A 12,334-nucleotide genomic window follows, 5' to 3' on the forward strand; every position below is an offset into this window, starting at 1 on the left:
TATTGCCGCCATCAAAAAACGGGAGGGATCCTTTATGTCACTTTTACAACCCTTTATCTCTTTGCTGGACCATTTTCTGAACCTATTAGCCGCTTTTACGAATGATTGGGGGCTGGCCATCCTGCTGCTTGCCCTGTTTGTGCGCAGCCTGTTATTCCGCGTAAATCTGTTTAGTGCCCGGCAGCAGGTGAGACAAATTCGTATGCAGCCGGCAACCCGGCAGCTCCGGGAGCAGTATGCGAACCAATCCGGCAAGCTGGGCGAGGAGATGCTCCGGCTGTATTCCCGATACGGCGTCAAACCTGGGCTCGCGTTTGCGGCGGGACTGATCCAGATGCCGATTTTTATGAGCCTTTATCCGTATTTTTCTCTGCACGGCGCTCAAATGACCACCATGCTGATTCCATGGATGCAGTCGCTGGGCGTTCCCGATCCGGTGCATGCGCTGCCTGTGCTGTACGGCATTATAGGATGGCTGGGAATGCTGATCAGCCTCGTTCCCGATCCGGCGGTGTCACAGCCTGTGCTGCTCAGGGTTGGAATGCCGCTTGCCATCATGGCCGTTTCGTTGACGGTGATGTGGCGCTCCCCGGCGGCTCTTGTTCTTTACTGGGCAGGAAGCGGTATCGTTACGATACTGGAACGCCTATTCTTCCGCTCGTCATACGGTCAAAAACTTCTTCACAAAGGAATTCCGGTCCCGGAACTCGTAAAAAATTAGAACGCATCCGGATAAAACAAGGAAAGCCGCAACGGCTTTCCTTTTTCTGATCTTGGGCTAAATGTATGAAGTTGGTTCGCCTCAAAAAAGATTTAAAATATGTTTGACAAACATTTTTTCGCATGGTATATTTAAACTCGTTCTTACAAAGCACGCGGTCGTGGCGGAATTGGCAGACGCGCTAGATTCAGGTTCTAGTGGTGTAACAGCCGTGGAGGTTCGAGTCCTCTCGACCGCATCAGCAATACAGGAAAGTCACTGGCTACCGGTCAACCGGAGCAGGTGGCTTTTTTGTTTTTTACCCCAAGTTTAAGTTTCAATTAATTCTGGAATCCATCAAAGAGAATGAAAAAAAGTGGACTACCGCCAAATAGCGTGGTTGATCGCATTCATCGAGTCAACTGCCGACAAAGCGCCCGTTTCTTTTAGCCCTGGCATTATAGCGATGGCAAAGGCCACAATAAAGCCGCACATAATCCCCGTACATACTAAACAAGCACACAGCAACCCTTGTGTAACTCTCAGATATTACTCCCCCTTTTTGATTCATTATGTTACCGATTATGTATGAATCTATATTGAGCTAATGTTTTAGAACCCCATAATAATGTAACGATTACAACTACAAATGTTGTGACGATAAACATCGAGAATGGGGCGATAGTTGAATCGTAATTGGGAAGCAAAAACGAACAAACGTTATTCATAGTATGAAATACGGCTGTTGCTAGTACATTTTTTCCCGTATTTTTGTATACCCAAACGATCAGGACTCTTAGCAAAACGGAACCCGCACATTGCCACAATATCCATTCCGGCGGGTGGAGTTGAAGATGGGGGATGATATGCCATATTTGCCATACAACCCCTAACATGATACTGGCACCTATTGCATTCCACCGATTCTCTAACGTGTCATAGGCGTATCCTTGCCAACCGATCTCCTCACATATTCCTGCGATTAAAAACACGAAGAACAAGGCCAGTATATTTAATAGGGAAACATGCAATTCAGGGATAGACCCATCCGTTAATCTCATGAATCCATAGGCCAAAAACATAATAACAGGCTCCATGAAAAAGATGGGCGCAAACCAGATCTTTCTCTTGATCTTTCTATTAAAAGTTTTACTTAATAATTGTTTTATGCCGCCTGGCCCATTCTTTCTATAGACAAGGATCAACGCCGCAATCATCGGACAAACAAACATAAGCGCACTTATGGGAAGATTTATGGGGATTTCTTTCTGCAGAAGCTGTTGAGTTACCAGCCCAAAAAACCAGAAAGGAATTGCGAGAATGAACACCAGTGAGAAAAAGATCCAAGGAGAGTGGTTTGACGATTTATTATTGATGACCATAATAGGTATAACTCCTGATTGTGTTATTTAACGGTGGATGTTGCAAATCTTGAACTTGCTATTCGATCGAATTAAACAGGCTCATGGTAATCATCGTAAAGACTTGACGTTCCAAGTCATCGCGGGAATATTTATTTTGATGGCTAAGAAAGTACTTCGAAGTGCTCTCCAGTGTACCGATCATGCCGACCGCAGCTATGTGCGAGTCCAGATCACGGAGATAATTTTCATCGCATTTTCCTTCTTCCAAAATAGTTGCCAAAAAGTTGAGATGTTCCTCTCTGAGTAGTTTTAATTCATCCAGGACGTCTTCCTCAAACCCGTTGGAAATATCATTGAATAAAATATGCGACAAATGGCGGGATTCCAGAAACAAATCAAGGTGGTGGCGAATTGTTTGCTGGATTTTATCCTTGAGCGGGATTGAAGATTGTAGGTCAGCCTCAATTCGCCGAATAAAGTCCTCAAAGGTACGCTTGACAACCGTTTTAAATAACTGGGATTTTCCTGGGAAATTGTAATATAAAGTGCCTTTGGCTACCTGTGCACGGAGGGCAATTTCATCCATGCTTGCACGGTGATATTCATTCTCAGAAAACACCTCAATGGCAGCTTTAATAATTCTCTCTTTACTCAAATGGGATCTACCTTTCACTGTAAATTTTTCGAATCACAAAAAAAACTGACTTGCAAGTCTAAAATCAGGTTAGCATTCTGAAAAAAATTAGTCAAGCCATGTAACTTCTATCTTGTAGTCTAATGTCAAGACAGCCAGGCGAAGGCATGGGGCTTTATTTGACAGGTAAAATTATCCGAATTATACTGTTCAAATCATTTCCTGTTTATTTTGCCGAGGGGATTTTTGCAGGTACAGGGAATGAATTTCAATGGGAGTGGTCTGATGAAGAACACACTAATTCGGGCAAAACTTTTCGCAGGGGATAGCGCCTACTAGCCCACAAACCAGCGTGTTTCCCCGTATAAGGGGTATTAAATTGAATAATCCATTTCTACAGACTGACTATGAACTTATGGAAACTCAAGTAAACGTCCTATTTAAGCATAATGCGATTGGGCGCATGACCGCCATAAACGAACCTGGTGTTAAGAGCGCACCTCGGTTTTTCGTGGGTATCACAGCACAAGGTAATGTTATAAGGTACCATAAAACACTGGCTGAAGACGTTAAAAATGAATTGGAACAGTTTGTCGAAAAAGCACCTTGGTCGGATGCTCCAAATAGAGTGAATATGGCAGATATTATACGTATTTTAAGTAAGGAGAGACCGGTCGATCATGTGTATCTGGGGCCTGCTTATGTATTCCCTGATAGGAGAGGTCGCTCGACACAAGCGATAAAAATCACGCAGATGAACATAGAACTTTTAGAACCGTATTTTTCTGATTTCGTCAACGATGTTATCTACGGGCAGCCTGTTTTTGCAGTTGTTCAAGATCAAGCCGCCGTGTCCTTGTGCAGCAGTGCTAGAAGCTCATCTTTTGCTGCTGAAGCGAGTTTACACACCGCTCGGGATTTCCGCGGCAGAGCCTACGGTATGGAGGCAGCGACAGCCTGGGCAGTCGAGATACAAAACCAGGGGAGGATTGCTTTATACAGCACCGCATGGAATAATCTTGCCTCTCAAGCTGTAGCGAGAAAGTTGAAACTGAGACAGTACGGAATGGATTTGCATGTGAACTAAGGCGTGGAGATTACACGTATGGAATCTTGAAGGGCTATAATACTTTGCCGGGAGATGGCTACTTCGTGCAGGTGCCCGGGATGTTCCACGCCGACTTAACTGACCTAACCCGTATATCCCCGATTTCTTCGAAATTTGGACTGGGTGGTCCGATCGGGGGAAAAGCGCATGAAATCATCAATGCATACTCGGTGGCATTCTTCGATAAACACCTAAAGAATACTGCGACAGCACTGCTCGACGGACCATCAAAACAATTCCGGGAAGTGATCTTCGAAACGCGAAGGGCTTAGTGATACAACAGCCGTGGAGGTTCGAGTCCTCTCGACCGCATCAGCCATACGGGAAAGCCACTGGCTACCGGTCAACTTGAGCAGGTGGCTTTTTTGTTTTTATTTAAAAATCCTTCTTTAAAAATGAAACGAATGCCTGACCTCTTTCGTATAATCATTTATAAATATGTGGAAAATGGGTAGTATTTAAAAAGGAGTGTGTTGTAAATTGGAAAGAACGATGACGTATTCCCATCAAGGATCGCTTTCTCACATCTTGCGGACATTTGCGCTTTCTCTGCTGATCTCGTTCGTGGGCATGCTGGTGGGCGCCATGATTGTACCGCCGTCGATTATCCCGCTGTTTATTGTCGTTGAGCTCGTGATGATCGTGGCGGCCATTATATTCCGGATGCGCGGCAAAAACATCGGCTACGGGTTCCTGTATGCCTTTACGGCTATCTCGGGCGTAACCATGTACCCGGTTATTATGGCGTACGGTTCGATGATCGGTGCCAACCTCGTGTCCGGGGCATTTCTGGCTACTGCCGTTATATTCGGGGGACTTGCCTGGTACGCGGCCCGTTCCGAGAAGGACTTCAGTTTCCTGGGAGGCTTCCTGTTCGCGGCAACGATCGGCCTCGTACTGATGGGCGTGCTTTCTCTGTTCGTCAACTTCGGTTCTACGCTGAATCTGCTCCTGTCCGTTGGCGGCATTCTGATCTTCAGCGGCTGGGTACTCTATGATGTCGCTCAATACCGCGAAGGCGTGGCAGCGGAAGAAGTACCGCTCGCCGCAATGAATTTGTATCTCGATTTTATTAACCTGTTCCTGTACATTCTGCGCTTCATCGCTTCGATTGTCGGCATTAGCCGCGATTGATGAAGCCCGACTTACAGGATAATCAAAAAACCGGCTGACGCCCCCAAGCGTCAGTCGGTTTTTTTGGTGCGCCGCTTCTCAGCGGCCCCGGTGTTTGTCTTTGGCTTTCTGACGGACAATCTCGCGCTTGCGGGCCGCGTCTGCCTCGCGTTCTTCCCGGGATAACGTTTTCCGCACTTTCTTGCGGTATTCGAGATCCGCTTGGATGGCTGCCTGTGCCATCGTGGAAGGACCCTTTTGCGCTAGCTCTCTGGAAGCCAGCCTCGCGAGCCGCTTCGGATTTACTTTCCGTTCGGTCGTGGGAGCGGTACGAACGCCTTTGCCGACATTTTCAAGCAAGCGAAGCAGATCGTGCAAAACAAAGTCCAGCACTTCCCCGTCGAGGGGCTCCGTTCCGAAAATGTGTCTGGCTGCAAGCAACCTGCCGTTTCTTTCGTCCTCTGCAATTCCGATCCAGTACTGCCCGTCGTAAAAAACCGTCAATTTCATGTTTTTCCCCTCCGTTTGAATAAACAGAGCGCGGGACATCCCGAGGGGGAAGGCTACGACATGTTAACAGATTTAATCAGGCTTAAATCTAAAGCATGCATCCGGACTACCAACCGGACTGTGATTTTACGCTCCACTTTTTATTATAGGAGGGGAGGGAGCGATTGGAAAGAGACATGATCGGGAATGTGCGCGCATGTTCAGTTTTACTTCAGGGGGGGCCGGGAAATACTAAGGGTAAAGAAATTGCGTTCTTATAGCGGAAAGGAGAAGGACTGAGAAATGGCAAAAGGCGGAGAAGATCTCGTGAAATATATTACGGAACAAGTGGTTCACTATATAGAAACTCCAAGACAAGTGCGAAAAGAAGCGCGCGTCAGACACAAAGAAACCAGAGAAAGCTGGTCGGTCCACTGGTTCGGGATGATTCCCTTGTCCGTCTCCATGATCATAAAGGCCTTAAGGCGCCGGAGCAAAGACTGAATGTTCTGCAAAAAAGAAGCTTCCTCAGGTTCACGGCGGAAACGGTAAACCGTTCCGGGACCCGGGGAAGCTTTTCTATGGGAAAGAGGAGGAGATACCGTCAGTCGGGTAAAACTGTCCGAGTGAAACCGCTTCGTCCAGGAGAACAAAGCGTCTGCCTTCCTGCTCGAAGGCGATAAAAGCGGCACCGCCGGTCCAGCGCAAGGCGCCGGTTACGGGAAGCGGCAGCGTAAGTCTGCCCCCGAAACATTCACAGACGAAAGTCAGGGACTTGCCGGCCCCAAGGTAGGGCGTCAATTCTTCATAGGAACGGATAGGGAGCGCTTTTCGGGTCAGCCAGGCGATCTCTTCATAAGGATCGGACGGCGTGACCTCAATCGGCGTTCCGGGTGTATGTTCAAAGGCTGCGCCATGCAGCCCGAGCAAACCGGAATCACTTGCGGGCGAATAATTCTGGAAGGTCCGGATTTCGCCGGTTTTGGCATCGACGAGGATACGATTGTTCCCGGACGGGACGGTCCATACCGCATGGAAGGCATCCGTATAAAGACGGCGCAGCCTTGTTTCCATGGAGTCCAGCCAAGCTTGATAGGACATCGATGTAGGAATGATGGCGTGCTGCACCAAGGTGCGGTACAGCGTGCGGGTGCTGAACAGGGGATGTTCGCCTGTTCCGTATTCGATGAGCTGCAGGGTGCCGTTTTCGGCGGCGGAAACGATCAGATAGCCTGTCTCGCGGCCGCTAACCGTCAGCAGGACGATCCAGCCGTGCGTACCCGGTCCGAGAGGAGCGACCGTCCATTTGGCGCGTTTCCAGCCCTCGAAGCCTTTCTGACCGGCAAGAGTACCGATCCAACGTACGATGTGTTCGTTCAGTACGGTATCGGGCGCTCCGGAAGTATCTGACGGTTCATTTGCCGTAAAATCCGCGAGAACTTCGGCGGGTCTTGTTCCGGGCAGGATCGTGTACCTCTTATCCAAAGACGCTCGTCCGGTTTCCGGCTTCATGCGTGTTGCCGAGCCGGCGAGGGAATCTTGAGCATCTTGAGGGAGGAGGGATTCGCCCTGCGAGAACGAAGGGGGCCCGGCAGCGAGCCAGACAACGAGCGCCAGAAGCGCTGCCGTCCATACAGCTGTGCGGTTCATTTGTTCACCTGCCTGCCGTTCATTCTATAAATCTAGTGTAAGGGAATCCTTGTAAAAAGTTTGTTAAAACGTGTAGGCCGGCCCATAGGAACTTTTAGCGACTTTCGTCGCATCTTTACCTTTCTTCCGCCCTTAAGTGAAATAATCCGCAATTGATGACGGATACGTGGACTCTCGGCCGGTATTGCCAATCCACCTCAGCCTGCCGGGCCGCATAGCGGATTTCCAGCTCTTCACGGGCTTCAGGTTCGGCTGCCGAGAGCATGCCTTCGTAATACAAGCGGACGAGCTGATGCTCCTCGGCCAGCACCTGGTTGGCACGGTCCGCCCAGCGGTGGTCGGTGCGGCGGATTTTCTGCTCCAGGTAATCTTCCAGGATCGAGGCGGCCCTCGACAGGGTCAAATTATCGCCGAGCAGATGAATGTTGGCCGGGAGTTTCGGTGCGAGCTTCCTCGTCAGCATGGAGGGATGAAACTCTTCGCGGATTTCTCCCGTCGTCATTTGAATGGCCAAGGAATGAACTTCGCTGCGTTTCATATCGCAGGCGTACTCCACCTTGTAGTTCACATTCATCCAGCTGCAGTAGGTGAGGGGAGCGGAGCGACCCGGCAGAGGACTGCCGGGAGCTTGCGGCGGAACTTCGAACAGCCGGGTAAACCGGCCGTTGTTCAAGGCCGTCGCGAAGAGCTGCTGCAGGCGGCGGCTGCCGAAGGTAACCTCGTCGCGGGGGACGCGGCCGATCGGCGGAGCGGGGGCCGTGCCGAAGTACCGCCCGAGGATGCTGTCCGCGGAGCGGATCGCTTCGGGCGGACTTCCGCCGCTTCCGGCCGCGGGAGCGGCACCTCCCGGGACGGTGCCGGCAGGTGCCGCCGGACCTGCTGCGCCTGCCGCGGGCGTGCCCGGCGGGCTCGGCGGTGTCCCGCTGCTGTCCGCGGGAACAGTGCCGCCCCCGGCCGCCTGGCCTACGCCGCCCGCAGCGCCCGGTGCCGCGGTAACGGCGCCGGCGGCAGCCCCCGGGCTCGCCGAACCAGCCGCGCCTGCCGCGAGGCCGCCCTGGGGGCTATTGCCCGGCCCGGTAGCCCCTTGCGCCTGGCGATCCGCTGCGCCAGGCTGAGGCCCGGCGCCCCCGAGCGGCCCGTTCCTGGGCCCGTCCGGTACGGGCCGAGCCGCCGCTGCGGCTGCCGCGTCCCCTTCCGGATCGAAAACGAAACGGTAGGTCATCGTTTCGGGCTCGACTCCGGTGCGCTCGACGAAGCTCCAATAGTAGGAGCGGCCGGTGAGTTCTTTATCCGCCTCCGGAGAGAGGTTTACGATGACGGCGTGTTTCGTTTTCTCGATAATGCGGCAGTTGTACGCTTCCAGAAACCGCATAACAAAGCGTTCAACCTGGGCGGTATTCATGGTTCACCCCGACATTCTGCCCGATGGCGCTGAGTATGGAACCGATTTTGGCTTTCCTTTCGTTTTCCGGCTCAAGCTCCTCCCGGATGCCGGTAAGCGAATCTCCAAGCCGGTCGATCTGACGGCGCATTTCTTCATCGGAACTAGATTCCATCATCATTTTGAATAGTGAGCTTTCCAGCGAGGCCGATTTTTTTTCCAGACGTTCCAGAATCGAATCGAGTTCGCCGATGACCAGCTCGAACATGTTTATTTTTTCGTGCAGCAGATTCAAAATATGCTCTTCGATCGTATTGCGGGTAGAGAGGTTGTAGATTCTTACGTCGTCCGTCTGGCCCAGCCGGTGAACCCGTCCGATCCGCTGCTCCACCCGCATGGGATTCCAGGGCAAATCGAAATTGATCATGTGATGGCAGAACTGGAGATTGATTCCCTCGCCGCCGGCCTCGGTTGCGACAAGCACTTGGGCACGGGTACGGAAAAGGTCCATCATCCAATCTTTTTTGCCCCGGTTCATTCCCCCGCGATAGGGAACGGCCGTAATTTTGTTCTCTCTTAAATAGTTCAACAAATACTCCTGGGACGCCCGGTATTCGGTAAAAATAATGACTTTGTCATTGATCTCCCGAATCAGATTCAAGACGGTTTCGGCTTTCGTATTGGCTTGAATGCTGCGAATGCGTTCGACCAGTTCCCATATTTTGGCCCGGATCGGAGAGTTTTCTTCCGTTTTTTTGAACATGTTGACCAAGGTTATAAAAACAGCGTCCCGGGAGCTGCAGACTTCTCTTTGAAGGGTGACAAGCGCCAGCGTATTGCTCGGTTGGCCTTGATTTTGTTCATACTGGCTGCGGATAAAATCCGTGACACCGTCGTAAAGCGCCTGTTCCTCGGGAGAAAGCGTCAGCGTGATGTTTTTCACGATTCGCTTTTTGAACTCGACATTTCCGTCGCCGCGCCGGTTGCGGATCATAATTTTGGAAAGCTCCTGCTGGAGAATGCCTTCGTTTTTCGGCATTCTTTTGGCCATGACAAAGTTGGCTTGAAAGTTCGTCTGCGCCCCGAGCTGCCCCGGCTTCAGAAGGTTAATCAGATTGTACAGTTCTTTAAGATCGTTCTGTACGGGCGTAGCGGTCAGCAGCAGGCAATATTTTTTACGCAGCTCGCCGACGAACTGGTAATTCGTTGTTTTTTTGTTTTTGAGTTTATGGGCTTCGTCCACGATAAGCATGTCGTAATCCAGACCGAGCACGATCTCCCGGTGCGGGTCCCGTTTGGCGGTGTCCATGGAAGCGACAATCACGTCGCACGTCTGCCACATGTACGATTTTTTCTGGGCGGATGCCGCGATCCCGAATTTCTGATTCAGCTCCCGGACCCATTGCAGGACAAGCGAGGCGGGTACCAGAATGAGCGCTTTGCGTACAAGTCCGCGTATCATATATTCTTTTAAAATAAGTCCGGCTTCGATCGTTTTGCCGAGTCCGACTTCGTCGGCGAGAATAGCCCGCCCGCGCATGTCGTACAGCACTTTCTTGGCCGTATCGATCTGATGGCTCATGGGCTCGATCCCGTTCACATGCTTCAGGCATAACAGCTCGTCGAAGGAGTGGATCAGGCTCGACTTTTCCGCCTCGTAAGCAAGCTGGTACAAGGTCCAATTATCCCAGGGGCCGTTGCGGACGACACGCGACTCCCAGTCCAGAAACCATTCCCGATCCGTATGCATGCTCAGCCCTTCATGAATCGGGCGGATGTGCTCCGTTGTCTGGTTGTTCATCTAGGCTCTGCCTCCTTCTCGAAAATGGGCCGTATCCAGGGCGCCGTTTCCCGTCCCGTCTGCCCGTCATCCGCTTGCTGCTGCCTTATTAGCGGTCCTGTTTATGAAATCTGCAACTTTGTAATTAGTATGATCCAAAGAATGAGGTTTCATAACGCGGCCGTACTGCCGGGTTTCCTTCGGCTCTTGCCGCCCCAGGCATCCTAGCCGGAAGCTCTATCGAATGTTATCGGAAGCGCTCCTGTGCTATGATAAAGGAATGAACGTGCACGTAAAACCGATACGGGCGGGCCGGGCTTTCCGCGCCTGCCGTTCTTGATAAGAAGGGAAGAAGAACATGACAACATGGCGTTATATGCATACAGGCAACCGGTCGGCGGCTGAAAACATGGCGATCGACGAAGCGATTCTCATTGCGCACAGTGAAGGCAGGGTTCCTCCGACGGTCCGTTTTTACGGCTGGGGGCCGGCGGCTCTCTCCATCGGTTATTTTCAGAAGGCGCAGAAGGAGATCGATCTGGACAAAGTCGCAGGCCAAGGCCTCGGTTTCGTACGCCGTCCGACGGGCGGCCGGGCGGTTCTGCACGATGCCGAGCTTACATACAGCATCATAGTCTCCGAGCGGTATCCGGGAATCCCGACGAGCGTAACGGAAGCTTACCGGGTTCTCAGCGAGGGGCTGCTGTTAGGATTCCGGAAGCTGGGGCTGGCGGCCGAGATGGTGAATCTGGCAACTGAAGAAGAGAAGCGGAAGTACGAATCGCTCGGTTCGGCAGCCTGCTTCGACTCTCCTTCTTGGTACGAGCTTGTCGTGGAAGGCCGCAAAGTCGCCGGAAGCGCGCAGGTTAGGCAGAAGAATGTCGTGCTTCAGCACGGGTCTATTTTGCTGGAACTCGATGTCGAGCAGTTGTTCGGCCTGCTGCTTTTCTCCAACGAGCGGATTGCGGAGCGGATGAAGCAGAGCTTTGTGCAGAAAGCGGTCGCGATTAACGATTTGCTCCGAAGCGCCGGGCTTGCACCCGTGACACTCGGGGACGTGGAAACCGCATTCCGCGCCGGTGTGGCCGAAGGCATGGGTATTGAGCTTGAAAACGGAGCATTGACTCCGTACGAACTGGAGCTTGCGGAAGAGCTGGCACGGGAAAAATACAGTTCCGACGAATGGAATTTGAAACGGTAGCGGTAATTTCGGGATGAGGTGGATGTATCATGGCGATCGAAACGATTATAGAACGGACGGGGAAACGGCCGCATACGGCGGAAAGCCTTGCGGAAGATCTTAGAAGACTCGGTGTGAAAGAGGGGATGACTCTTTTGGTTCATTCCTCTCTAAGTTCCCTAGGATGGGTCTGCGGCGGCACACAGGCGGTCATAGCCGCTCTCCGGGACGCATTGGGCAGTCAAGGGACACTGATGATGCCCACACACAGCGGCGACTTGTCGGAGCCGTCGGCGTGGAGCAACCCGCCCGTGCCGGAGGAGTGGTGGGACGTGATCCGCAGCACGATGCCGGCTTATAAAGCGGAGGAGACCCGGACGTTTTTTATGGGAGCCTTGCCGGAAGCGTTCAGAACCTACCCGGGGGTTATGCGCAGCAGCCACCCTCAGGTTTCGTTTGCGGCGATCGGACCGCAGGCGCAGAAACTGACCGGCAGCCACTCCCTGGCTTACGGGCTCGGAGAGGGTTCCCCGCTTGCCCGTCTGTATGAGCTGGACGGTCATGTGCTGCTGCTGGGCGTCGGTCACGGTTCCAACACGTCCATCCATTTGGCGGAATACCGGGCGGAGTATGCGTCGAAGAAGGAAGTCACGAACGGGGCGCCTGTTCTTGATGGAGAAGGCGTCCGTCAATGGGTAGAGTTTCCGGATGTGGGAATCGACTCGGACGATTTCGAGCGGGCGGGCGCGGATTTCGAAGTCCGGAATTCGCCGGTCATCCGCGGAAAAGTAGGCTCGGCCGAGGCGGCTTTGATGCCGCAGCGTCCGCTTGTCGATTACGCGGTGGCATGGATGAGCCTGCACCGGTAGCGAAAAGAGGGCGACCGCTGCTTGGCTGCTCCCGTATGCGGCGGTGTGAGGCTGGCGCGGTAGAAA

The 12,334-nt window shown here is 52.3% G+C and carries 12 protein-coding genes and 1 tRNA gene; 7 read left to right on the top strand and 6 right to left on the bottom strand.

All coding sequences use genetic code 11. The features are described 5' to 3' along the window. Positions 1-34 precede the first annotated feature (34 nt). The gene (locus tag KVT34_RS17585; protein WP_217560108.1) at positions 35-721 is read left to right on the top strand and encodes a YidC/Oxa1 family membrane protein insertase; all 687 of its coding nucleotides are present in this window, start codon (positions 35-37) and stop codon (positions 719-721) included. 154 nt (positions 722-875) lie between these two features. Continuing rightward, positions 876-959 (top strand) — tRNA-Leu (locus KVT34_RS17590). Positions 960-1,275: 316 nt separating this feature from the next. Here the strand turns inward: KVT34_RS17590 and KVT34_RS17595 are convergent. Both KVT34_RS17595 and KVT34_RS17600 read right to left on the bottom strand, forming a co-directional pair. Beyond that, positions 1,276-2,082, bottom strand: a complete 807-nt coding sequence (locus tag KVT34_RS17595) for a CPBP family intramembrane glutamic endopeptidase (RefSeq protein ID WP_217560109.1) — start codon at positions 2,080-2,082, stop codon at positions 1,276-1,278. Between the two features lie 58 nt (positions 2,083-2,140). Further along, entirely contained in the window at positions 2,141-2,719 is a 579-nt protein-coding gene (locus KVT34_RS17600) for a TetR/AcrR family transcriptional regulator (protein WP_217560110.1), read from the bottom strand. Between the two features lie 358 nt (positions 2,720-3,077). Between KVT34_RS17600 and KVT34_RS17605 the strand changes: the two genes are divergently transcribed. Both KVT34_RS17605 and KVT34_RS17610 read left to right on the top strand, forming a co-directional pair. After that, positions 3,078-3,785 (top strand): GNAT family N-acetyltransferase, encoded by a 708-nt coding sequence (locus KVT34_RS17605; protein WP_217560111.1) that lies wholly within the window; start codon positions 3,078-3,080, stop codon positions 3,783-3,785. Between the two features lie 501 nt (positions 3,786-4,286). Further along, a complete protein-coding gene (locus tag KVT34_RS17610) occupies positions 4,287-4,940 on the top strand; it encodes a Bax inhibitor-1/YccA family protein (RefSeq protein ID WP_254634937.1) in 654 nt (217 codons plus the stop codon). Between the two features lie 78 nt (positions 4,941-5,018). On the opposite strand, the gene KVT34_RS17615 is transcribed toward KVT34_RS17610, so the two are convergent. Then, on the bottom strand, positions 5,019-5,429 hold the full coding sequence (locus KVT34_RS17615) for a YjdF family protein (RefSeq protein ID WP_217560112.1): 411 nt from the start codon (positions 5,427-5,429) through the stop codon (positions 5,019-5,021). Between the two features lie 282 nt (positions 5,430-5,711). On the opposite strand from KVT34_RS17615, the gene KVT34_RS17620 reads away from it, so the two are divergent. Then, on the top strand, positions 5,712-5,912 hold the full coding sequence (locus tag KVT34_RS17620) for a YqzE family protein (RefSeq protein WP_217560113.1): 201 nt from the start codon (positions 5,712-5,714) through the stop codon (positions 5,910-5,912). Positions 5,913-5,987: 75 nt separating this feature from the next. Here KVT34_RS17620 and KVT34_RS17625 read toward each other — a convergent pair whose 3' ends face one another. From KVT34_RS17625 to KVT34_RS17635, 3 genes are all read right to left on the bottom strand, one after another. Next, on the bottom strand, positions 5,988-7,058 hold the full coding sequence (locus KVT34_RS17625; protein ID WP_217560114.1) for a hypothetical protein: 1,071 nt from the start codon (positions 7,056-7,058) through the stop codon (positions 5,988-5,990). A gap of 115 nt (positions 7,059-7,173) precedes the next feature. After that, complete coding sequence (locus tag KVT34_RS17630; RefSeq protein ID WP_217560115.1) at positions 7,174-8,460, bottom strand: YqhG family protein; 1,287 nt, start codon at positions 8,458-8,460, stop codon at positions 7,174-7,176. After that, positions 8,441-10,240, bottom strand: a complete 1,800-nt coding sequence (locus tag KVT34_RS17635) for a DEAD/DEAH box helicase (RefSeq protein ID WP_217560116.1) — start codon at positions 10,238-10,240, stop codon at positions 8,441-8,443. The genes KVT34_RS17630 and KVT34_RS17635 overlap by 20 nt, the downstream gene beginning before the upstream one ends. Before the next feature lie 337 nt (positions 10,241-10,577). On the opposite strand from KVT34_RS17635, the gene KVT34_RS17640 reads away from it, so the two are divergent. Then, a complete protein-coding gene (locus KVT34_RS17640) occupies positions 10,578-11,420 on the top strand; it encodes a lipoate--protein ligase family protein (RefSeq protein WP_217560117.1) in 843 nt (280 codons plus the stop codon). Positions 11,421-11,449: 29 nt separating this feature from the next. Continuing rightward, positions 11,450-12,268 carry an AAC(3) family N-acetyltransferase gene (locus tag KVT34_RS17645; RefSeq protein ID WP_217560118.1) on the top strand — a complete coding sequence of 273 codons (819 nt, stop codon included), beginning with the start codon at positions 11,450-11,452 and terminating at the stop codon, positions 12,266-12,268. The last annotated feature ends 66 nt before the right edge of the window (positions 12,269-12,334 follow it).

Source organism: Paenibacillus sp. GbtcB18 (genome assembly GCF_019091125.1).
In the GTDB taxonomy this organism is placed as follows: domain Bacteria; phylum Bacillota; class Bacilli; order Paenibacillales; family NBRC-103111; genus Paenibacillus_F; species Paenibacillus_F chitinolyticus.